This window comes from Glutamicibacter sp. AGC84 (assembly GCF_053543575.1).
Window position 1 is genome coordinate 48,304 of the sequence record NZ_JBLVOC010000026.1, and the last position, 22,109, is coordinate 70,412.

Annotated in this window: 22 protein-coding genes and 1 riboswitch; of the genes, 10 read left to right on the top strand and 12 right to left on the bottom strand. The window is 63.6% G+C overall.

The features are described from left to right. Window positions 1–50: 50 nt before the first annotated feature. On the bottom strand, window positions 51–833 hold the full coding sequence (locus ACNPN0_RS14850) for a carbonic anhydrase (RefSeq protein ID WP_359195219.1): 783 nt from the start codon (window positions 831–833) through the stop codon (window positions 51–53). Window positions 834–1,103: 270 nt separating this feature from the next. Between ACNPN0_RS14850 and ACNPN0_RS14855 the strand changes: the two genes are divergently transcribed. From ACNPN0_RS14855 to ACNPN0_RS14880, 6 genes are all read left to right on the top strand, one after another. Beyond that, the gene (locus tag ACNPN0_RS14855; RefSeq protein ID WP_434689690.1) at window positions 1,104–1,739 is read left to right on the top strand and encodes a TetR family transcriptional regulator; all 636 of its coding nucleotides are present in this window, start codon (window positions 1,104–1,106) and stop codon (window positions 1,737–1,739) included. 4 nt (window positions 1,740–1,743) lie between these two features. Next, entirely contained in the window at window positions 1,744–3,348 is a 1,605-nt protein-coding gene (locus ACNPN0_RS14860) for a carboxyl transferase domain-containing protein (protein WP_448938204.1), read from the top strand. Window positions 3,349–3,363: 15 nt separating this feature from the next. Further along, complete coding sequence (locus tag ACNPN0_RS14865; RefSeq protein ID WP_448938203.1) at window positions 3,364–5,412, top strand: ATP-binding protein; 2,049 nt, start codon at window positions 3,364–3,366, stop codon at window positions 5,410–5,412. After that, window positions 5,409–5,933 (top strand): MaoC family dehydratase, encoded by a 525-nt coding sequence (locus ACNPN0_RS14870; RefSeq protein ID WP_448938202.1) that lies wholly within the window; start codon window positions 5,409–5,411, stop codon window positions 5,931–5,933. The genes ACNPN0_RS14865 and ACNPN0_RS14870 overlap by 4 nt, the downstream gene beginning before the upstream one ends. Beyond that, window positions 5,926–6,726: an HpcH/HpaI aldolase/citrate lyase family protein gene (locus tag ACNPN0_RS14875; RefSeq protein ID WP_448938201.1), complete on the top strand. Its 801-nt coding sequence runs from the start codon at window positions 5,926–5,928 to the stop codon at window positions 6,724–6,726. The genes ACNPN0_RS14870 and ACNPN0_RS14875 overlap by 8 nt, the downstream gene beginning before the upstream one ends. A gap of 66 nt (window positions 6,727–6,792) precedes the next feature. After that, window positions 6,793–7,296, top strand: a complete 504-nt coding sequence (locus ACNPN0_RS14880) for a hypothetical protein (RefSeq protein WP_448938200.1) — start codon at window positions 6,793–6,795, stop codon at window positions 7,294–7,296. Between the two features lie 205 nt (window positions 7,297–7,501). On the opposite strand, the gene ACNPN0_RS14885 is transcribed toward ACNPN0_RS14880, so the two are convergent. The 4 genes from ACNPN0_RS14885 to ACNPN0_RS14900 form a co-directional block, all read right to left on the bottom strand. Continuing rightward, the gene (locus ACNPN0_RS14885) at window positions 7,502–7,939 is read right to left on the bottom strand and encodes a DUF6069 family protein (protein ID WP_448938199.1); all 438 of its coding nucleotides are present in this window, start codon (window positions 7,937–7,939) and stop codon (window positions 7,502–7,504) included. Window positions 7,940–8,037: 98 nt separating this feature from the next. After that, a complete protein-coding gene (locus ACNPN0_RS14890; RefSeq protein WP_448938198.1) occupies window positions 8,038–8,448 on the bottom strand; it encodes a DUF6069 family protein in 411 nt (136 codons plus the stop codon). Between the two features lie 157 nt (window positions 8,449–8,605). Next, window positions 8,606–8,935 carry a DUF202 domain-containing protein gene (locus ACNPN0_RS14895; RefSeq protein ID WP_359197651.1) on the bottom strand — a complete coding sequence of 110 codons (330 nt, stop codon included), beginning with the start codon at window positions 8,933–8,935 and terminating at the stop codon, window positions 8,606–8,608. Continuing rightward, a complete protein-coding gene (locus ACNPN0_RS14900) occupies window positions 8,935–9,318 on the bottom strand; it encodes a DUF202 domain-containing protein (RefSeq protein WP_434689706.1) in 384 nt (127 codons plus the stop codon). The genes ACNPN0_RS14895 and ACNPN0_RS14900 overlap by 1 nt, the downstream gene beginning before the upstream one ends. 149 nt (window positions 9,319–9,467) lie before the next feature. On the opposite strand from ACNPN0_RS14900, the gene ACNPN0_RS14905 reads away from it, so the two are divergent. Further along, window positions 9,468–10,514, top strand: a complete 1,047-nt coding sequence (locus ACNPN0_RS14905; RefSeq protein ID WP_448938197.1) for an MBL fold metallo-hydrolase — start codon at window positions 9,468–9,470, stop codon at window positions 10,512–10,514. Then, window positions 10,511–11,860: an MFS transporter gene (locus tag ACNPN0_RS14910; protein WP_448938196.1), complete on the top strand. Its 1,350-nt coding sequence runs from the start codon at window positions 10,511–10,513 to the stop codon at window positions 11,858–11,860. Before ACNPN0_RS14905 ends, ACNPN0_RS14910 begins: the two co-directional genes overlap by 4 nt. Window positions 11,861–11,905: 45 nt before the next feature. Here ACNPN0_RS14910 and ACNPN0_RS14915 read toward each other — a convergent pair whose 3' ends face one another. From ACNPN0_RS14915 to ACNPN0_RS14930, 4 genes are read right to left on the bottom strand one after another with little or no spacing between them, the layout of a single operon-like run. Beyond that, window positions 11,906–12,823 carry a LysR substrate-binding domain-containing protein gene (locus ACNPN0_RS14915; RefSeq protein ID WP_448938195.1) on the bottom strand — a complete coding sequence of 306 codons (918 nt, stop codon included), beginning with the start codon at window positions 12,821–12,823 and terminating at the stop codon, window positions 11,906–11,908. A 31-nt stretch (window positions 12,824–12,854) separates the two neighbouring features. Continuing rightward, window positions 12,855–13,241 (bottom strand): hypothetical protein, encoded by a 387-nt coding sequence (locus ACNPN0_RS14920; protein ID WP_448938194.1) that lies wholly within the window; start codon window positions 13,239–13,241, stop codon window positions 12,855–12,857. A 5-nt stretch (window positions 13,242–13,246) separates the two neighbouring features. Further along, the gene (locus ACNPN0_RS14925; protein WP_448938193.1) at window positions 13,247–14,476 is read right to left on the bottom strand and encodes an acyl-CoA dehydrogenase family protein; all 1,230 of its coding nucleotides are present in this window, start codon (window positions 14,474–14,476) and stop codon (window positions 13,247–13,249) included. A 28-nt stretch (window positions 14,477–14,504) separates the two neighbouring features. Next, complete coding sequence (locus tag ACNPN0_RS14930) at window positions 14,505–15,731, bottom strand: acyl-CoA dehydrogenase family protein (RefSeq protein ID WP_448938192.1); 1,227 nt, start codon at window positions 15,729–15,731, stop codon at window positions 14,505–14,507. 50 nt (window positions 15,732–15,781) lie between these two features. Continuing rightward, window positions 15,782–15,871: riboswitch (SAM riboswitch) on the bottom strand. 274 nt (window positions 15,872–16,145) lie between these two features. On the opposite strand from ACNPN0_RS14930, the gene ACNPN0_RS14935 reads away from it, so the two are divergent. Then, window positions 16,146–16,520 (top strand): SdpI family protein, encoded by a 375-nt coding sequence (locus ACNPN0_RS14935; protein ID WP_448938191.1) that lies wholly within the window; start codon window positions 16,146–16,148, stop codon window positions 16,518–16,520. Between the two features lie 74 nt (window positions 16,521–16,594). Here ACNPN0_RS14935 and ACNPN0_RS14940 read toward each other — a convergent pair whose 3' ends face one another. The 3 genes from ACNPN0_RS14940 to ACNPN0_RS14950 form a co-directional block, all read right to left on the bottom strand. Then, complete coding sequence (locus tag ACNPN0_RS14940; RefSeq protein ID WP_434689718.1) at window positions 16,595–17,956, bottom strand: GntT/GntP/DsdX family permease; 1,362 nt, start codon at window positions 17,954–17,956, stop codon at window positions 16,595–16,597. 292 nt (window positions 17,957–18,248) lie between these two features. Then, window positions 18,249–19,310: a sugar diacid recognition domain-containing protein gene (locus ACNPN0_RS14945; RefSeq protein WP_448938190.1), complete on the bottom strand. Its 1,062-nt coding sequence runs from the start codon at window positions 19,308–19,310 to the stop codon at window positions 18,249–18,251. Between the two features lie 57 nt (window positions 19,311–19,367). Beyond that, complete coding sequence (locus tag ACNPN0_RS14950) at window positions 19,368–20,876, bottom strand: aldehyde dehydrogenase family protein (protein WP_448938189.1); 1,509 nt, start codon at window positions 20,874–20,876, stop codon at window positions 19,368–19,370. A gap of 200 nt (window positions 20,877–21,076) precedes the next feature. On the opposite strand from ACNPN0_RS14950, the gene ACNPN0_RS14955 reads away from it, so the two are divergent. Continuing rightward, complete coding sequence (locus tag ACNPN0_RS14955) at window positions 21,077–22,081, top strand: ABC transporter substrate-binding protein (RefSeq protein WP_181148780.1); 1,005 nt, start codon at window positions 21,077–21,079, stop codon at window positions 22,079–22,081. Window positions 22,082–22,109 lie beyond the last annotated feature (28 nt).

Consider the following 22,109-nt stretch of genomic DNA (forward strand, 5'->3'; position numbering starts at 1 on the left):
GGTCCCACCGGCGGGCAACTTCTGGTTAATTCGCACCCGGAAAATCGGAGCTAGCCATCGAGCCAGCGCACTTCTCCGCTGTCCAGGTCGTAGACAGCTGCCACCACCCGGGTCCGCTTTTCTTGCACTGCCTCGCGAATGATGGCAGATCGCTCCAGTAGCTGCTCGGTGACGGCACGGGCATTGGCTTGCACCACCTGGTCCACCTCTTCGCTACCCGAACCTTCAACTTTTGCCTTGCGGGCAACAGGAGCAATCTGTTCAGCGAAGTCGGCCATCTCGCCGGGCAATTGCGGATTCTTGGCATCTTCTTCCATTGCCTTCAAGGTGCCCGCCACCGCACCACAGGCCGTATGGCCGAGGATCACCAGCAACGGGACCGAATAGGGACTGGAAACAGCGAATTCCATGCTGCCAACCAAGGTGTCATCGAGCACTCCGCCGGCGGTCCGGGTGACGAACAGGTCTCCGATCCCCTGGTCGAACAGGAGCTCGGGGGTCACGCGGGAATCCACGCAGCCGTGGATCAGGGCGAAGGGGTTCTGGTGCTCGGCCTGCTCGCTGCGCCGTTCGGTTGCTTGGTTGGGGCGTTCTGGCATGCCGTCGGCGTAGCGCTGGTTCCCGGCGCGCAGTACCTGCAGCACTTCATCGGGGGTCTGCGGGGGTCCGGCGAGGTTTGCCCTGTCCGCGTCCGGGGCCTGCGGTGATGCGCAGGCTGCCAGTCCGGCCAGGGCAATGAGCCCGGAGGCGCCGGCGAGCAGGCCACGGCGCGACGGTCCGGCTGGGGTTGGGTTTTGGCGGTTGAGGAAACGTGGTTCAGGTTGCGGCATCATGCCTTCCAGTGGCGTCTGATCAGCTGCCCAGCAGAATTAACTAGAGCTTGACAGTAAATAACATCAAGCAGTCTAGTGTTTTGCATTTGATTCATAAATAGCAAACGTCATATTTCGGCCCCTTTTAACATGAGCGTCGCATGAGGTGCGGATGGCAGCGCCACTCGGTGTCCCCGCCCGCGGAAGATAGTGATTGACACCACACTTTTTCTTAGGTTGGATGGAAACTGTCAATCGATTGATTGGCTCTTGAGTCACAGGGTGGTGTCCATGGAACTGGGAAAGGTCCAGCAAGCAGCCGTAGCCTGCTTTGCCCAGCGCGGTTTCGCCGCCACCGGCATCCGCGAACTAGGCAGTGCCGTAGGACTGAACTCGGCGACCCTCTACCATTACGTCGGCGGCAAGGAAGACCTGCTGGTGGGCATCATGAACGACTGCCTGGCCGCCATGATCTCCGGTGCCGAGCAGGCGCTGGCCGGCAGCAAGGACCCGGTACGCCAGCTCGCGTTGCTCGTGGCCTTCCACGTGGGGTTCACCGCCACCAATCCCAGCACCGCACGTGTCACCGAATACGAGATGCGCGCGCTATCGGCCAAGGCCCGCGAGCAGATGCAGGAACTGCGCGACGCCTACGAGCAGCTCTTCGCCGACGCGCTTCAGGCCGGCGAGCGCCAAGGCTGCTTCAGCACCGTGGACCTGGGCATCGCCCGCTTGGCACTGATGGAAATGGGGACCGGTGTCTCGCACTGGTACCGCAAGGACGGCCGGCTCACACTGGCCCAAGTGCAGTTGAACTTCATTTCCCTGGCCATGCGCATCCTGGCCGTGCCCGACGAATTCCCGCTGCCTGCGCAGCAGCTGCCCGTACCCCGGGTGATCGCCAGCGAACCGACCAGCAAGGACTGACTTCGTGAAGACCCTCTCCTCCCACTTGAACCCCGAGCAGTTCGAGCGCAACGCCGCCGACCAGGCACCGTTGCTGGCCGAACTGCACGAACGGCTCGAACGCGCTGCGCGCGGCGGCTCCGAGAAGTCCCGGCAGCGCCATGTGGATCGCGGCAAGCTGCTGCCCCGCGAACGCGTAGACGCGCTGCTGGACGACGGTTCCCCGTTCCTGGAGATCGCGCCGCTGGCCGCCGAGGACATGTATGACGGCGCCAGCCCAGGCGCCGGAATGATTGCCGGCATCGGCCTGGTGCACGGCCGCCACGTGCTGGTCATCGCCAACGACGCCACCGTCAAGGGCGGCACCTACTTCCCGATGACGGTCAAGAAGCACCTGCGCGCCCAGGAAATCGCGCTGGAGAACAGCCTGCCCTGCATCTACCTGGTGGATTCGGGCGGGGCGTTCCTGCCCATGCAGGACGAGGTCTTCCCGGACCGCGAGCACTTCGGGCGCATCTTCTACAACCAGGCGCAGCTCTCCGCGAAGAAGATCCCGCAGCTGGCCGCGGTGCTCGGTTCCTGCACCGCCGGCGGCGCCTACGTTCCGGCGATGAGCGACGAGACGGTCATCGTGCGCAACCAGGGCACCATTTTCCTGGGCGGACCGCCGCTGGTGAAGGCCGCCATCGGGGAGATCGTCACCGCCGAGGAGCTGGGCGGTGGCGACCTGCACGCCAAGACCTCGGGCGTGGTGGACCACCTGGCCGAGAACGACGAGCATGCGCTGATGATCATCCGCGACATCGTCTCCACCCTGCCGGCCAACCCGGCCCCCGCCTGGAGTATCGAAAGCCAAGTGGCCGAGCCGCTCTACCCGGGCAGCGAACTGGCCGGGGTGGTGCCGGTGGATGTCAACGCGCCCTACGACGTGCACGAGGTCATCGCCCGCATCGTCGATGCCAGCGAGTTCCACGAGTTCAAGGCCGACTACGGCACCACCCTGGTCACCGGCTTCGCGCAGATCCACGGGCACCGGGTAGGCATCATCGCCAACAACGGCGTGCTGTTCTCCGAATCCGCGATGAAGGGCGCGCACTTCATCGAGCTGTGCGACCAGCGCGGCATCCCGCTGCTCTTCTTGCAGAACCTCGCCGGATTCATGGTGGGCCGCGACTACGAGGCGGACGGCATCGCCAAGCACGGGGCCAAGATGGTCACCGCCGTGGCCACCGCCCGGGTGCCCAAGCTGACGGTGGTCATCGGCGGCTCCTTCGGCGCCGGGAACTACTCGATGTGCGGCCGGGCCTACTCCCCCCGCTTCTTGTGGATGTGGCCGGCCGCGCGCATCTCGGTGATGGGCGGGGCCCAGGCCGCCTCGGTGCTCTCCACGGTCAAGCGCGACGGGATCGAGGCGGGCGGCGGCAGCTGGAGCGCCGAGGAGGAGGAATCGTTCAAGACCCCGATCCGCGAGCAGTACGAAACCCAGGGAAACCCCTACTATTCCACCGCCAGATTATGGGACGACGGGGTCATCGACCCGGCAGATACCCGCCGGGTGCTCGGTCTGGCCCTGGATGTCTGCGCCCGCCAGCCGCTGCCGGAGACCAGCTTCGGCCTCTTCCGGATGTAGTACGAGGAAAACACCATGACTACCAAGCTCTTTGACACTGTCCTGATCGCCAACCGCGGAGAAATCGCGGTGCGCATCATCCGCACCCTGCGGGTCCTGGGCATCGAATCGGTCGCCGTCTACTCCGATGCCGATGCCGGGGCGCTGCATGTGTCCGAAGCCGATCGCGCGGTGCGCATCGGCGCGGCTGCGGCCAATGAAAGCTACCTGGATATCGACGCGGTGATCGCCGCTTGCCGGCACACCGGTGCCCAGGCGGTGCACCCGGGCTACGGGTTCCTCTCCGAGAACGTGGACTTCGCCCGTGCGCTGGAAGCTGCCGGCATCACCTTCATCGGCCCGCCGGTGAACTCCATCAATCTCATGGGCGACAAGATCCGCTCCAAGAACCATGTCCTCTCCCACCAGGTGCCGGTGGTTCCCGGCATCGCCGAACCCGGCCTGGGCGATCAGCAGCTGCTCGCCGCCGCCGCGGACGTCGGCTTCCCGCTGCTGATCAAGCCTTCGGCCGGCGGCGGCGGCAAGGGCATGTTCGCCGTGGAATCCGCCGCAGAACTGCCCGAAGCGCTGGCCAGCGCCCGGCGCACCGCACGCAATGCCTTCGGCGATGACACCCTGTTCCTCGAGCGGCTGGTACGCAATCCACGCCATATCGAGGTGCAGATCCTGGCCGATGCGCACGGGAACACCGTGCACCTGGGCGAACGCGAATGCTCCTTGCAGCGCCGCCACCAGAAGGTCATCGAGGAAGCCCCAGCTCCGCTGTTCGAGAACCTGGAGCACGGCGCGGCGATCCGCGAGCGCATTGGCGCCGCCGCGGTGGCCGCCGCGCAATCGGTGGGCTACGTCGGAGCCGGAACTGTCGAGTTCCTGGTGAGCGACCAGAACCCCGACGAATTCTTCTTCATGGAAATGAACACCCGCTTGCAGGTGGAGCACCCGGTCACCGAGGAAGTCGTGCGGGTGAACGGCGCAAAGCTGGATCTGGTGCAGTGGCAGGTGCGCATCGCGGCCGGACACGCACTGGGTTTCACCCAGGACCAGGTGGCATTGGAAGGCCATGCCATCGAGGCCCGGCTCTACGCCGAAGACCCGTCCTCCGGCTTCCTGCCCTCGGTGGGCACCGTGCTGCACGTGCGCGAGCCGGAGAATGTCCGGGTGGATTCCTCGCTGCGCGACGGCCTGGAGATCAGCGCCCACTACGATCCGATGCTTTCCAAGCTCATCGCCTGGGGCCCGGATCGCACCGAGGCGCTGGACCGCTTGGATAAGGCACTGGCCGGCACCGTGGTGCTGGGCGTGCTGACCAACAGCGAATACCTGCGGCTGCTGCTGGCCGACGAGGATGTGGCCGCCGGGGCCCTGGACACCAACCTGATCGAGCGGAAGATGGACCAGTTCGACTTCCGCCAGGTCGGGGCCCGCGAACTGGCACTGGCAGCGCATCTGGAGGATCGGCGCATTCCAGCCGCGAATACCCCGTGGGGCCTGCGCGACGGCTGGCGGGCCCAGCATCGCCGGGCCAGCATCGGGCACTTCGACGTCGAGGCCGCCGAGGGCAGGACCGCATTGCTCAGGGATCCCGATTCGAGCCGGGTGCGCGTGGGCGCCGAAGAATTCACCGTGCGCCGGGAACCGGATGGAACACTGTCCGTCAACGGGCAGCGCACAGCACTACAGCACGCCTTCGCCGCAGATGGCACGCTGTGGCTGTGCGAGGAAGGCTGGACCGCGGCGGTGCGCAAGCTGCCCCGCGAAGAAGTCCTCGAACGCCAGCTGGCCACCATCGCCAAGCAATCCGGGACCTTCTCCCCGCATGTCCTCTCGCCCATGCCCGGCACCGTGATCAACGTGCAGGCGGCCGATGGCGATGCGGTCGCCGAAGGCCAGCTGCTGCTGAGCATCGAAGCGATGAAGATGGAGCACCAGCTCTTCTCCCCCGTCGATGGCATCGTGCGCATGACCGGGTTGAAGACCGGGGATCTGGTCAAGGCCAAGCAGGTCGTAGCTACCGTGGAAGCAACTCCGTCAACCGAAGCACAGCATCAGGAGCAGGACGCATGAGCGAGCAAACCCCCAAACGTGTCGAGCAGCGCGGCCTCTACTTCGATGAGCTGCAGCTGGGGGCCACCTACGCGCACAAGCCCGGGCGCACCCTGACCGAAGCGGATAACGTCGCGTTCACGACGATGACCATGAACAACCAGGGCCTGCACCTTGACGCGGCGTGGGCTTCCACCCAGCCCTTCGGCAAGCCGCTGGTCAACTCCCTGCTGACCCTGAGCACCATGATTGGCCAGTCGGTGGGACAGCTGACCGAAGGCACCATCGTGGGGCAGCTGGGCATCAATGACGTGCGCTTCCCGCACCCGATGTTCCACGGCGATACTCTCTACACCGAAACCGAGATCACCGCACTGCGCGAATCCAAGTCCCGCCCCGGGCAGGGCCTGGCATCCATGACTCACACCGGCCGCAACCAGCACGGCGACATCGTGGCCACCGCCACCCGCACCTGCCTGATGTGGACCAGGCAGGCACACCAGGATTCGTTGCAGGCCAAGGGAGGAAAAGCTGATGGCTGAGTTCCTGATGGGTCCTTCCCTCTTGTTCTGCCCGGCCGACCGGCCCGAGCGCTACGCCAAGGCGGCACAGCGTGCCGATGCGGTCATCATCGATCTGGAAGACGCTGTGGCTGCCGGGAACAAGGAAGCGGCCCGCCGCGCCTTGCTGGATACGCCGCTGGATCCCGCGCGGGTCATCGTGCGCGTGAACCCGGTCGATAGCGAGCACTTCGCCAAGGACCTGGCAGCGCTGGGGCAAACGGCCTACCGCACCGTGATGCTGCCAAAGTGCGAATCGGCGGCGCAGCCAGCGGCGCTGGCAGGCTACGACGTGCTGGCGCTATGCGAAACCGCCAAGGGCATCACCAATGCCTCGGACATTGCCGGGGCGCAGAATGTCGTCGCGCTGATGTGGGGCGCCGAAGACCTGATCGCCTCGCTCGGCGGCACATCCTCGCGCGGCCACGATGGCAGCTACCGCGAGGTAGCACGGTTCGCGCGGTCGCAGGTGCTGCTGCATGCGGTGGCCAACGGCAAGGCCGCAATTGATTCCGTGTACCTCGATATCCCTGATCTCAAAGGCCTGGACGAGGAGTCCCGCGATGCCAAGGCCTCGGGATTCGCCGCGAAGGCCTCGATCCACCCGAACCAGATGCCGGTCATTCGCGAGGCGTTCGCACCGACCGAAGCAGAACGGGATCGGGCACGGCGGATCCTCGACGCCGCGGAGGCGAATCCCGGAGTTTTCGCTTTCGAAGGGCAGATGGTCGATGAGCCGCTGCTGCGCCAGGCCCGGGCCACCTTGGGCAGATAAGCTGTTTCCCGCCATGGGCTACAGTGTGTAGCAATGACCGCCGACAGCTGGCCAACGGAGGTTCAAATGCCTGTCGTGAAGAAACCCGGAGCCGATACCCTGGTGTATTTCTGGTTTGCGGTGGGGTTGGCCGTGCTCGGCATGGTCATCCAGCAAATCGGCGCCGTCATGATGCTCAACGGCTCGCTGGAGCTGAACGTCCTTGAAGTGACCACGCTTCACCTGGTCGCCTGGGGCTGCTATGCCGGATCGGCCATCTTCACCATCGTGGTCATGCACAAGGCCCTGGCCATGCTGATTTATCTCGTGCACCATCGTCGTCCGCTGCCGCCACGCAGGATGCCGGCGATCCGCGATGCCCCGGTGACGGCCCAAACCGCCGAGGCAGCCGCAACAGGCCAAGCCTCCGCTGCCCCATCGGCCATGGCCGATCCGCTGGACCAGGACGAACCGCCTTCCGGGGCCAAACCGAAAACCTTTCCGCGGCAGGCACTGGGTGCCGTGCAGCCGCAGCCTCAGCAACAGGGCGCCAAGCACCAAGACACCCGAAGCGGCAAAGGGCTCGCGTAGCGGGCAAGCGCAGTCGACTAGGTCCAAGACCCATGTGCCCACGGTGGTGCCCACGGCGCTGCCCACATCCACAACGAAGAAGTACACGGCGCTGAGTACCGGAGATGATGAGCATGTCCAGGGATGCCGCGACGCGGGTCAGGGCGAGACCGGCCTCGCAGAACAGATCATTGCTGGTTGCTCCGCGAGGTTTCGCTTTTCGCGCTTAGACGAGCGCTACGTCCTTGGAAGGAACGTGGAGCTTCTGGTTGCCGTAGTGCACCGAGAAGAACCAGCCGATACCGGTCACGATATGGATCAGGCTCAGGCCCACGGCGGTTGCGGCATCTGCTGCGTTCATGATCGGGAAGGCGATCGATGCGACAGCGATAATCAGGCCGACCCACTGCGCGATCTTGCAAATGCCCTTGTTTGCCCGTCCAATCAGGAAGACCACCAGGCCGAAGAACAGGATCGGGACCAGCGTGAACTGCAACAGGTGGTCAAAGCCGACAACATCAGTTGGATCAGGACCCATCCGGCGGGATGCCCCAGCGGCGCCAGCCAGGAAGAAAATGATGACATTCAGGTAGCTGGTACCCAGCGCACCGATAATCACCTGGATGAAATTGAATGGGCTATTGGGTTGTCCCTGAGCCGTCATGGCACTCCTAGAATTGTTGAAAGTTCGCAACTATTCTATTCCCGAGTGCCTGTGCCGCGGCTCTCAAGGGACCGTGAGAACCGCGACACTTAGCAGGGCTATGTATTTTCCAGGGCCGCGATCTCGTTGAACTTCCTATTCGAGTAGTTCACCGAGATATACCAAGACGCCGCGACCACCAGGTGCATGATCGCCACGGTCAGCGCGGTCCCCCAGTCCTCGGCGAAGAACCACTGCACCACCGCCGAGGCCAGCACGGCGGCTACGCCGATCACCTGGGCGATGCGGCAGTAGCCCGGCTTGGCCCGACCGACCAGGAAGGTCAGGAACCCGAGAATGAGAATGGGCAGGGCAGTGAATCGCACGATGTGGATGAAATCCAGGTTCTGGAACAGGCCGCCGGAATATTCCATCGACGCGCCAATCACCCTGGCAACGAAGTAGGCCAAGACGCTCAGCGCCATGGCCCCGAAAGCCGCAATCACCACCTGGGCGAAATTGAACGGCATCTTGAATCTAGCCTCAGCCTGCATCGCGACTCATCCCCTTTTACGGCGAATTCGAGCTGGACGGATATTTCCACTGTACGCCTGCTGGCGGCAATTGGATCCGCCGATTTTCCCGTAGATCCAGCTTCGCTATCACCGGCGCGCGGCCGCACGTGGCCTAGTTCGGGCCGAGCACCAGGAACAGCGCGTATCCGCCCAGCGCGCAGAGCGCCAGCGTGGTCATCAGCACGGCGACCACGTCTGCTTGGACCCTCTCCTGCTTCACCCCGAGGGCCATGCGCCGATAGCGCGCACGCTGCGAGAACAGGATCCCCATAGCCATCGATGACGACACCGCGATCAGCAAGATCATGCCCATCCCGTAGTGCGGCAACCAGCGCAGGAAGACAGCGGAAACCACGAGAAATGAAACCATTGTCCGGTTCCACGCGAACACGGTGCGCTCGGGCTGCAGTCCCGGATCGCTGATCCCGACGGGTTCTTTCATCACGAGCCGAGGGACCAGAAAATCATGGCGATCGCAGCCAGTGAGGCCACCACCGCGCCGAAGGCCAGCAGCGGGACAATGGCGGGAATCGGCAACGGCCGGCCGGTGCGCATGCTGCGTTCCACGCGGACCCAGCGCACGGCTGCACCGGCGGCAATCAGGATGCCGACACCGATCACCAGCACCGCCAACCAGGTGCGCAAGGGCGAAGGGAAGGCCTCGGCTGCGAAGGCCTCCAGTGCGGTACCGCCTGCGAGGAAGGCTAGCGAAGTTCGGATCCAGGCCAAGAAGGTGCGCTCGTTGGCCAGCGTGAAGCGCGGGTCAGGCTCACTGCCCTGCGGCAATAGCCAGCGTGAAAGCCGGCTGCGATCTTGCTCGGACATGACCCTCCTTGGTTTGCGTCGATGCTATGAGCATACCCAACCCATTATCGGCTAAACCTATTTAGTTTGTTGATAAAAACAGTTTTACGAATGTGACCCAGCGCATAAGAATTGAATGCAGTACCTGAACGAACGAAAGGGCGCATTCCATGGCCTCCACCAATCTCAATCCCCGCGTCGTTACGCTGGGCACCGCCGGCGGACCACGCTGGTGGACCGGCGAGAACGCCGGCAAGCGCGCGGGAATTTCCACCGCCGTAGTCGTAGGCGAAAGCGTCTACCTGGTGGATGCCGGAACCGGCGTGGGCAACCAGCTGATGAAGGCCGGGTTCACCCCTGCGAACCTTCGCGGCATCTTCCTCACGCACTTGCACTCCGATCACACCATCGACCTGGCTTCGCTGGCCATCTTCGGAATGTTCACCCTGCCGGCCGGCAAGGCTCCGATTTCCATCATCGGCCCCGGCGACCGCGGCGCCCTGCCACCTGCCTCCCCGCGCGCAGTGACTGCCCCGCTGCCGGTCTTCGCGCAGAGTCCGACCCCGGGCACTGCCTCGATGTTCGAGCATCTGATGCAGGCCTACGCCACGGACCTGAATGACCGCGTGATCGACGCCCTGCGCCCCTCCCCGCTGGACCACTTCATCGCCTCGGACATCGAGATTCCGGCGGGCACTGGGTACCACCCCAACGAGAACCCGACGCCGAAGGGCTTCGCGCCGTTCGAGATCTACCGCGACGAACTGGTCACGGTGACTGCAACCCTGGTCAAGCACCCGCCGATCGCTCCGGCCTTCGCCTTCCGCTTCGATACCGCAGAAGGCTCGGTGACCATTTCCGGAGACACCGCGCCCTGCCAGAACCTGGTGGCCCTGGCGAAGGATACCGACCTGCTGCTTCATGAGGCCATCGATTTCGACTGGGTGCAACGCGCCTACGGTTCGGTTGGCACCTTGGAAGCCCAGGCTTCGATGGACCACCACCGCGCCTCGCACACCTCGCCGGAGCAGGCGATCGAGATCGCGCACCAGGCCGGGGCGAGCACCCTGGCCCTGCACCATCTGGTCCCCGGAACTACGCCTTTGCAGGTCTGGGAAGCCCACGCCGCGAAATTCTCCGGCAACTACCTAGTGCCCAACGATCTGGACACGATATCCTTTTCCCGCGTCAACAGTGAAATGGCGGCAGCACGATGAGCAACACCCTGAATAATGGCAACGGCGTGGAGGCACAGGCGTTGGTTCCCTCGCTGAAATCCCCGCAGATGCGCCGGATCCTGGCTTCCAGCTTCATCGGCAGCGCAATCGAATTCTACGATTTCATCCTCTACGCCACGGCGGCCTCGCTGGTCTTCAACAAGGTCTTCTTCGTGGGCCTGACCCCGGGCGTAGCCATCTTCGCTTCCTTTGCCACCTTGGCCGTGGGCTATCTGGCCCGCCCGCTGGGCGGCATCGTGTTCGGCCACTTCGGCGACAAGATCGGCCGCAAGGGCGTGCTGATCACCTCGATGGCGATGATGGGCGGCGCCTCGACACTGATCGGCCTGCTTCCTCCCACCGCGCAGATCGGCATGCTGGCCCCGATCGCGCTGATCATCTTGCGCATCGTCCAGGGCCTGGCCGTGGGCGGCGAATGGGGCGGGGCCATGCTGATGGCGCTGGAGCACGCGCCGAAGGAGCGCCGCGGCTTCGCGGCGAGCTTCGCGAACATGGGCGGCCCGGCCGGCGCCGTGATGGCCACGTTGGCAGTCTCGGCCGTCTCGCTCATGCCCAATGAGCAGTTCCTGGCCTGGGGCTGGCGCATTCCGTTCCTGATCAGCATCGCACTGGTGGGCATCGGGCTGGTTATCCGGCTGAAGGTCACCGAGTCCCCGCTGTTCCTCGCGCTGGAAAACAAGGTAGAAGAGCGCAAGACCCCCTTCATGGAGGTCATCACCAAGTACCCGAAGTCCGTCATCCGCGGAACCCTGGTGGGCATGAGCTCCTACACGGTGCAGGGCCTGATGACCGTCTGGGCCATCTCCTACGTGGTCGAGGAAGTCGGCATGGACCGCACCGCGGTGCTGAACATCAAGGCCATCGGCGCCGCATTGACCGTGGTGGGCATCTGGGTTTCATCGCGCTACTCCGACAAGCTGGGCCGCCGCCCGGTCATGATGGTCGGCATCCTCGCCGGCGCCGTGGCCGCCCTGCCGATCATGTGGATGCTGGAACTGGGCCAGCTGTGGCTGTTCGCCATCGCGCTGTTCGTGGCCAACGGCATCATCCAGGCCTTCATCTTCGGGCCGTTCGGCGCGTTCACCGCGGAGCTGTTCCCAACCCGCATCCGCTACACCGGCGCTTCGCTGGTCTACCAGCTCTCCTCCACCGTGGGCGCAGGCTTCACCCCGATGATCGTTGCAGGCCTGGTGCTGCTGGGCGGCGGATCACTGTGGATCGCCGGAGCCGTTTGGGCCGCCGCGTTCATCGTCGCCGCCCTGGCCATGCGCGGCATCAAGGAAGGCCGCGACGCCGACCTCGAGGCCGAGGAAATGAGCCACTAGCCTCCCGACTGGCGGGAGCGCGGGGCCGGTTGGAACCTGCGGGTTCTAACTGGCCTTGCGCTCTTTCTCGGCTCCGGCTTCCTCGCAGAAATCCAAGAACGCGCGCAGCCGCAAGCTAGGGCGGTCCGAGGCGGTGTAGGCCACGCAGATATCGCTCACGCCAACCTCGCCCTCGATCTCCAATACCGACAGCGGCAAGCCGTCGTAGCTGAGGTTGACCGGCGGGCGCTGCACCAGAACGGTATAGCCCAAACCCCGAGCCACCATCCCGCGCACCGCCTCGAAGCTCTGCGAACTCCACCGCACCTTGGGGTCCAAGCCCGACATGCGAAGATTCACCAGCTGGTTATCGCGCACCGTGGGGATGTCCAGGGAGACGAAGTCGTCGTCGGCCAGTTCGCTTAAGGCGACGGAGGTGCGATCGGCCAGCCGGTGATTGCCTCCCACCAGCACATAGGGCCGGCCCGACATCACCGTGCGCGAAGAGACCTGCGGCAGCAGGTGGCGGGTATGGGTGAGCACCGCATCCAGGTGGCCCTTGAGCATGCGCTCCTGCAGGTCGGCCCCGTCCCCCTCCACGAGGGTGACCTGCAAGTCCGGGTGCACATTGGTGAAGCGTTCGCAGATCACCGGGATCCAGAAAGCGGCCAGCGAGGAATAGCAGCCGATCACCAAAGGGCCGGAGAGCTTGGTCTGGCGTTCGACAATCTGGTCCTGCACTTCTTCGGCATGGCGCACCAGGGCCCGCGAGTCCAGCAGGAAGTCCGTGCCGACAGCCGTGAGCACCACCCCGCGGGCACGTCTGCGCACCAGCAGCTGCGAGCCGACGGCGCGTTCCAGCTCGTCCATGGACTGGGACATGGCTGCCTGGGAAATATGGCACTGCTTCGCCGCGGCGGAGATGGAGCCGAGTTCAGCGACGGCGACGAAGTACTGCAGCTGGCGCAGGGTGTAGTTGATCACCCGCCCAGTCTAGCCAGCGGGCAGCGGACCATTACCGTTCGTAAAGTCGTCCGGTTTTTCTGACCCTCGCCAGATCCCGCTGGCTGACCCTAGTTCTTTCGGCCAACTGACCCAGGCTGGCGCCGTGTTCCAAGGCCAGCACGATAAGCCGCTCAAGCTCAGCAACACAGCTTTGCAGTTCCTCGGTCACCTCGCCGGTTCCTCTGGCTTGCACCTGCAGCAGTGCCAACCGCTGAACAACGGAGTCGATCGGCGTCCAGTCAAAGTCGAGGACGGGAGGCTTGTGCCCGTCCTCGAAAGAAAATTGCCAACCACTCATGCGGGACATCTTCGCATTCAAGACGTTCTGCGGGCAACACTGCACGGTTAAAACCTGCGGGCCCAGCATCGGCAAAGAATGCTGGACCCGCAAAATCAAGGAATCTACTTTGATGCACCAATCGCCCACACGCGCGGAAGCTCGGTGCCATTAACCGCCAGGTCGCCAATCAACCGCGCCTTGAACACCCAGGGGTTGTGGTTGCCGGCGGTACGGGCATTGCGCCAGTGCCGGTCCAGGTTCTTGGTAACGCTCGTGGCGCTGGCGGCCAGCGCATCAAAAGCGTGGGTGATTGCGTTGAGGACCAGCGGGGTCAGCACCACCTGCGCCTGGGCGCTGGCCAGCTCTGCCGCATCGTTGGCTGCTTCGTCCTCTTCCCCGGTCACCTCGCCGGTGTGCAGCGCCTGCGCAGTTTCATAGGCTCCCTGCAATGCCGTCGACACTCGTTCCACCGTTGCCGCGGCAGCGAAGGCCGCCGCGGAGACCTCGCCGATCACCTGCAGCAGCTGCGGGTCTTCGGCCGCCACATTGGCCGCGGCATGGCTGAAGGTCCGCTTGCGCGCCTTCAGCTCAGCGGCGAAGTCCCGCTCGGCTGCTTTGGCGGAGCCGGCCAGGACAGCGAGCAGCACCTGCTGGTAGAAAGCTGTCTGGTACTTGAAACGCGTATCGAAGTCGATGAGGTCTTCTTCGGCGACAATCGCGTCGGTGAAGGTGGAGGTGCCGGTGCCCGTGGTGCGCTGGCCGAAGCCATCCCAGTCATCGGCCAGCTCGACGCCGGGCTGGTGGCGGTTGACTGCGGCAATCACCCGCTTGCCGGTGTCGGTGCGCTCCGCGTAGGTATCGAGCCAGTCGGCGAAGATCGAGCCGGTGGAGTAGTACTTGGTGCCGTTGATCTTGAATCCGCCCTCGCCGTCCGGGGTGACCTTGGTGATCACGTCCCCGACCTTGACGGTGCCGACCTCGGTCCAGGAGTTGCCCACCAGTTCTCCCGCCACGAAGCGGGCCAGCCACTTGTCGCGCCCCGGGCCGGGGGCCGCAACCAGACGGTCCTCGACGAAGGCGAAGTGCGCGCGCAGCGCTTGGGCAATATTGGAATCCGCCGCCGCGAGATCCACGAAAAGCTCGAAGAGTTCGGGCAGCGTAGCACCGGCACCCCCGTGCGATTCCGGGACCCGAACCGCACCAAAGCCGGCAGCGGCCAGGTCCGCGACCTGCTGGTAGGGCAATTCGCCGGTGCGGTCGCGTTCGGCTGCGCCCTGCGCAATGCGCGCGAAGAACGGTGCGAAGCGGTTTTTGAGTCCTGCGAGTCGATTGCCAGTTGCAAGTACAGTCATCGTTCAGTCCAATCCGGGAGAAGTTTTCTTAGGTGTACAGCGAGAGCGGCTGGGACTCTCCGCGCAGGAAGTAGGCGCCGACCTCGATCTTCTTGTAGTCCACTGGGTCGTGCAGCGAATGGGTGCGCACATTGCGCCAGTACAGGTCCAGGCCCACCGAGTTCGCAGTCGAAGATGAACCGGTCACCTCGAAGATCCGGTTCGCCACATCCACTCCCACCTCAGTGGAGACCACCTTGGCTTCAGCAATTTCCACGGCCAGCGCCGCTCGTTCGGGCTGGGTGACATCCCCGGCCTTTGAGAGCAGGGCGTCGAATTTCCGGCCCAGCTTCTCGGTCAGCGCCGCCACTGCTGCGGTGCGGGCTTTGAGCTCTCCGACGGTGCGCTGGAAGATCGGGTCCTGCGAGTAGGTCTCTGCCTGCGAGAACAGCCAGGCGTTCTTGCGGCCCAGCAAGATCTGCTTGCCGCGCGCCAGCGCTCCCTGGGCGATGCCCAGGTAGAAGTTGGCGAAGGCCAGCTGGATCCCGGGGGTGAGCAGGGTGGAGACCGGTTCATCGGTGACGAATCCCAGCAAGTCCCTTGCTTCGAGCCGCACGTTGTGGAACTTCAAGGAATTCGACGCGCTCAGCCGCTGTCCCAGGTAGTCCCAGTCGTCAACGATTTCCAAGCCATCGATATCGCGTGGCAGAACCAACGCGAGAATCTGCCCGTCGTATTCTCCGCCCTGGACCAGCGCGTTGATGACGATGACCTCGCCAACACCGGAACCCGTGGAGAATCGCTTGGCTCCATTCAGCCGGTAGCCATCCCCTTCGGCGCTCAGCGTCAAATCCGGATCAACTGGATTCACCGAATCGCCCCAGAGCCACCCACCTTCCACGGTGCGCTGCCACCATGCCCCTTGGGCTTCTGCCGGGGCGTAGAACGCAATGCCGGACTGGTTGATGTAGTGGTAAGCCAGCAACTGCGAGATGGATCCATCAGCTGCGGCCAGTATGCGGACCGCTTCGAAGGCCGTTTCCCAATGGGCTCCGGCTCCGCCGAATTCTGCAGGCACCAAGAGATTGAGCAACCCGGCTTCGCGCAGCAGCTGCACTTCGGCGAAAGGCTGGGCGTTCTTGCGGTCGCGGTCGAGCGCGTCAGCCGCCAGTTTGTCAGCTACTTGCTGGGCGGCGTCGCGCCAATGAGCGAGTTCAGCTTCATCAGCAGTGCCGATGTAGGGCACGCGCGGCAATTGGGTATCCAGTACAGTCATCTTCGTTCTCCTCTTGGGCTATGGATTCCGAAGGATGCAGAAAATCTGCGGATCCATCGAACCTGGCGTTAGCACTACCTGCTGGTGCAGGCTTGCTGCGGCGTCTCGGAGCCAGGTCTCTCAGCCGCTCTGGATGGGTTGTGCTCCGAGTCAAGCATTGCTGGCAGGTCCTCGGGAAGGGCGCTGTCATGCGGAGGAACAGCAGGACAAAATACGTCATCTTCGTGCCTTCGCCCTGCCGGAAAACGGGCGGATAAGACGTCATATGACCTTCGCATGACGCAATTGGCATGCCGGAACTGGATCTCAAGAGCGTTCCCGCAGGCATCGATTGGGAACACAGCGTGGATCAGGGCACTTCGCTGCGACCGCATAGAATGGCCATTCAAGATCAATCGGCAGAAGAGGCGGCAAGTGGATCCAGCAGGCGTGATTGCCTTCATGTTCGGGTTGCTGAGCATAACGCTGGTCGCAGCGTTCCTCGCCCCGATAGCACGGGACCGGAAGCTCGCTCGCAATACGGCGATCGGCATCAAGACCCGACACACCTTGGCCAGCGATGATGCCTGGTTCGCCGGGCATCAGCAGGCTGCGCCCCTGCTTGCCGTGGCTTCCTGGGCCGGTTGGGCGGCATTGGCCAGCGCGGCAGTTCTCTGCTTGCTGGGCCAATTCGGTTTCGCCTTCGCCGCGACCGGAGCCGGCTACCTGGCTGCCATCGCATTGCTGGTGATCTCGACTGCCACAGCGAATAAGGCCGCGCGGAGCATCCAGGCGGCAGGCCTGGGCTAATCCAGCACTGCTTAAAGAAACGGATCGCACCATCTGCCGATGGCGCGATCCGTTTCTTTCTGGAAAGCGTGCTGCTACAGCAGTACGGCTCCCAGCACCAATACTGTCAAGAACGCCGCGGTGCCCTGGATGGCGGTAGCCACGCTCAAGGTCTTGTACGCGGTAATCACCGGAATGCGGCTGAGCTGCGAGACAACCCAGAAGTAGGAGTCGTTGGCGTGCGAGACAACCATCGCACCGGCGCCAACAGCCAATACGGACAGCACCATGCCCAGCTCCGAATCCAAGCCCAGGGAGCCGAGCATCGGAGCGACCAGCGCGGAAGTGGTCACCATTGAGACGGTCGACGAGCCCTGGGCGGACTTCAGCGCAGCGGCGATCAGGAATGGCACAGCCAGGCCCAGTCCCAGCCCGCTGAGCGAATCCGAAAGAATCGTGGTCAAATCCGAAGCGGCCAGGACCGCGCCGAAGCCGGCGCCGGCACCGGTGATCAGCAAGATCGGAGCAGCGGTGCGTACAGCTTCATTCATCTGCTCATTGAAAACCGCCAGTTTGCTGCTACCGCGCAAAAGGAAGGTCGCGGAGATCAAGCCGAAGATCAGCGCAATAACCGGCGTCCCCAAGAAGGAAAGGATTTCCAGGGCAACGCCTTCGCCCATCGGGTGCGAGGGCAGCTTCGCAATGGATGCGGCGCAGATCAGTACCAGCGGGACCAGGATCGGCATGAAGGCCAGCGCCGGGCTGGGCAATTTTCCGAAGCTTGCACGCAGCTGCTCATAGTCGAGTTCGGAGATGTCGTTGTCGTCACCGCTTGGCACCGGGGTCCATTTGGACTTGTTGAAGCGGCTGGCGTAGGCCAAGCCGGCAAGGGCTGAGATGGCCGCAACGGGCAATCCGACAGCGATGATCAAGCCCAGGTTATCGGCAATGCCGATGCTTTCGGCTGCGGCCAGCGGGCCCGGAGTTGGAGGCACCATGGTGTGGGTCGCGTACAGGCCGGTCATCAGGGCGATGGAAGTTGCCAGCCCAGAGACCCCGGTACGCAGGGTGATGGCTTTGCGCAGCGAGTTGAGCACCACGTATCCCGAGTCGCAGAAGACCGGAATGGAAACGATGTAGCCGATAATCGATAGCGTCAGGTTGGGGAACCGGGTACCCAGGACCTTGATCAGCGCATCTGCCATGGAGATCGCGGCGCCGGATTTCTCCAGGATGACACCGATCATTGTTCCGAACAGGATCACCAGTCCGATATTTCCCATGGTGCTGCCGAAAGCCGTGGTGACCGTCGAAGCCACGTCGGCCAGCGGAATCCGGTAGGCGAAGGCCGCCAGGATAGCGGCGCCAACGAGGGCGAGGAATGGGCTGATCTTCAAGCGTGCTGTGACCATCACGATGGCCACAACAAGGATCAGCAGAACTAGCAGTTCGTACACGGCGGGTTGGCTCCTTTGCCAATATCGGTAGTTCAATGCGCCCAGCCCGCAATGGCTGACCGGGTGGACCAGCCCTATCGGCAAAGCCGCTCAAGGCTTTGCCCGTTGGGCTAGATGCCACCGTGCCACCCCGGGTTTCGGGCGCAAAGATCGATCATCCTGCCAATACTAGGAAAAGTGACCCCGAATACCTATGGGCGCACGACCACATTTGCCTGGGTTCGAAAGAGCCAATGTGTGCAAACATCCCACCCTTCCCAGCCCCGGCGCCAGCTCCCCTCGTTTCCAGGGCCTAGAAAACATGCAGCTGGCCCAAGGCCACTCTCGCGTAGATGGCATGCTGGAGTTTCAGGGACTCGCTGGACCGCCGAATATCGACGCCGCTGACCTGGCTTATCCGCTCAAGTCTTTGCACCAAGGTATTGCGGTGAATATGCAGATCCGTGGCCGCTTGGCTCATCGAAGCAGCTGCCGCAACGACCAGCAGGGTTCTGGCTTGTTCCTCATTGAGCTGCATCGCTGGAGCAGCTGCATATTCCAGGCTGCGGGCTGGGGTGCGGGCGATAGCCACAGCAATTTCCCGGCTCCACATGCGGCGCCGCGCGTGGGATGGCACGAGTGCCGGATAGCCCACCAATACGCGCAGCACTTCGGTTTCGGCCATGAGATCCTCTGCCTTTTCGACAGGCGCGGAGACCAGGAAACGTTCCTGGTCCATGCGCTCGGGAGCGAAAGCTGGCTCGCTGGCAGCGCCAAGCCTCCAGTACGCGCCGGAAAGGCTAATCCATGACGTGCGGTGATGTTCCTTCGCCGGCTCTTCGAGCGACGGATCCCCCACGCTTCGGGGCAGCCAAGCTTCAATGCATTTCGGCCCGCGCAAACCATGCGCTGCGAGCGAGCGGTCGATCACTTCAGGCGCAACGCGACCGGCGATCAACGCAGAAATAATGTCGCGGGCTTCGGTCTCGCGCCGCGCGCTGCGAGAGTGCTCGCGTTCCTGGGCGAAGAGCAATTGAACGGTCAATGCAATCAGGCCGGCCAGCGGTTCCACCTCGTGGGGAGCTCCGGTCACGCCCACAACGCCGCAGAGCTGGTCGTTCAACACCAGCGGCACATTGACCCCTGGCTGGGTTCCGGCCGAGCCGTCGGCCTGGCTGACACGGATGATGCCGTTGCGGCGGATCGCCTCTGCGCTGCCGTCGTGGTGGGTACCGATACGCGCAGCATCCGTAGAAGCAATGATGACTCCGTGAGCATTCATGATGTTCACATTGCGGTTGATGGTCGGCGCAATCGTGTCGACGACTTTCTGCGCCAACGCGCTAGCCAGCCGGGGTTGCTCCTTTTCGCTCATGAGCTCATCCTATCGGCCCGGGACTGCGCAAAGCAGTCCCGGAATAGAACATTGCCGCTAGTCGAGCTTGACGGTGACCGACTTCAGCGAGGTGTAGGCCTCGATGCCTTCACGGCCATTTTCCGCGCCCCACCCCGACTGCTTGAATCCGCCGAACGGCATGTTCGCATCCATGCCGGCACCGGTATTCACCCTGACGTTGCCGGCCTGGATTTTCTTGGCGAAGGTCAACGCGCGGGAAATGTCCTGGGTGAAGATCACCGAATTGAGACCGTAGTCGGTGTCGTTGGCCCGGCGCAGCACCTCAGCCAGCGAATCCTCGTCGCCGAAGGTGCTCACCGAGAGCACCGGCCCGAAGATCTCATCCTTGGCGATGGACATGTCCGGACTGACATTTTTCAGCACGGTCGGCTGCACGAAGAATCCTTCTTCGCCTTCGGCCAAGCCGCCGGCAACGAGTTCCGCGCCATCAGCGATGCCCGCCTCGATATACCCCAGCACGCGCTCGCGCTGCACCTGGGAGATCAGGGGGCCCAGCTGGGTTCCTTCTGCCAGGCCAGCGCCCAGCTTGAGGTTCTTCGCGAAACCGGCGATGCCTTCGATGACCTGGTCTGCGATGTCTTCGTGGACATACAGTCGCGACCCTGCCGCGCAGACCTGGCCGGAGTTGCCGAAGATGCTCATGGCGGCGGCCGGAATGGCCTTGTCCAGATCAGCGTCTGGATAGATCACCACCGGCGATTTGCCGCCCAGCTCAAGGCTCAGCCGCTTGAGATTGCCCGCTGCCGACGCCAGCAGCTTCTTGCCGACCGCGGTGGATCCGGTGAAGGAGAGCTTGTCGACATCCGGATGGTCGGCGAGCGCTTGGCCGGCCACCGGCCCCAAGCCCTGGACAACGTTCAGCACACCGGCCGGGATGCCTGCTTCAAGCGCAATCTGCGCCATGCGCACGGCGGTCAGCGGGGTCAGCTCCGCGGGCTTGAGCACGACGGTGCAGCCGGACGCCAGCGCCGGAGCCACCTTGGACAGCGCAATGGTGAAGGGGACATTCCATGGCACGATCAGTGCGGCCACGCCCAAGGCTTGGCGCTGGGTATAGGCGTGCCAGGTTCCTGGCAGGGATATCTCGCGGGTTTCGCCGTTGAGCTTGGTGGCCCAGCCGGCGAAGTAGCGCAAGGTCTCGATGCCCGCGGGCAGCTCGCCAAAGCGGGCGACGTTGAAGGGCTTCCCGCAGTTCAGGGACTCCAGGGTAGCCAACTCATCGAGGTTCGCTTCCAACGCGTCAGCGAAACGGTGCAGTGCGCGCTGGCGTGCTGCCGGGGTCATTTCTGCCCAGGGCCCGGACTCGAAGGCTGCACGGGCGGCCGCTACTGCGCGGTCGATGTCCGCTGCGGTGGCAGCCGTCGTCTCGGTCAGCAGCTGTCCTGTGGAGGGATCGGTTACCGGCAGCTTTTCCCCCGAGCCGGCGACCTCCTGGCCGTTGATCACCAGCGGAAGGGGCGTGGCTGCCAAAGCGGCGCGAAGCTGCTGAGCCAGCGGAACGGCGGAAAGATCTGTTGCTGTCATGGGATGTATCTCCTGGTCTGCCCGGCGCGCTTCGTCGTTGGCGTCATTTTGAATGTGAGTCTTGCCACACAATCATACTAAAGATATATTGTGATTCAAGAAATACATTTTGATGCTCAATGTACTTCTTCTTCCGGGAGCCGACCCCGGTCGACAACTCGCAGCCTTCGCCTAGGCACCAAGCTTTCAAGGAGATCCCCATGGTCACGAAACGACGTTTTGCACGGAAGGCCTTCTCCGGCCTCGCAGTCTCTGCCCTCGCAATCGGCACCCTGGCCGCGTGCGGATCCAGCGAAGAGGCCAGCGCCGACGGCCCGGTGAAGCTGCGTGTCGCCATTGCTCCGATCCAGTTCGAAACCGCACGCATCGCTGAAGAGAAGGGCTACTTCGAGGACCAGGGTCTGGACGTTGAATTGGTCAATGGCGCCGACCCCGCCGCCCTGCTGGCCCAGGTGGTCTCCGGTGACGTGAACGTTGCCATCGGATCGTGGATCAACGTCGCCACTTCCTTCTCCCAAGGTGTTCCGATCCAGGTCATTGGCGGCAACGGCATGGTTGACCCGGAAGCCGACAACTCCGGCGTCATGGTGGCCAAGGATTCCGGGGTCAAGGAACTGGCAGACCTGAAGGGCAAGACCATTGGCGTAGTTGGCGTGAAGTCCGGTGGCGACATCCCCGTGCTCCAGGCATTGGAAGCGGCCGGCGTGAAGGAAAAGGAAGTCACGGAAGTTGCTGTTCCCTACGCGGGAATGGAAGCGGCCCTGGAACAAGGCACCGTGGATGCAGTAGTGCCTGCCGACTCCTTCTACCACCAGATGCTGGAGAAGGGCTACCAGACCATCTCCAACCCGGTACAGGAATTCCAGTCCAGCATGCCGGTAACCGTCTGGACCGTGCAGAAGCAGTGGCTGGAGCAGAATGGCGAGACCGCCAAGAAGTTCGACGCAGCCATGCAAGATGCCGTGAAGTTCTACTCGGACCCAGCCAACCTGGAGGAAGTCCGCAAGGTCCACGCCGAAGCCAACCAGATCGATGTAGCCGATGCGCCCAAGACCTTCGTCCCGGCGGACGTCACCTTCAACGTGGCTGAAGCCCAATCCGGCATCGATGCCATGGTCCACTTCGGCCTGGTCGAGAACAAGGTCATCGTCGAAGATGTGCTCTGGGACGAAGCCCCTACCCGGGCTTCGGCAGACGCCAAGTAGCCCACATCCGCTTCGCCTCACCGGTGGC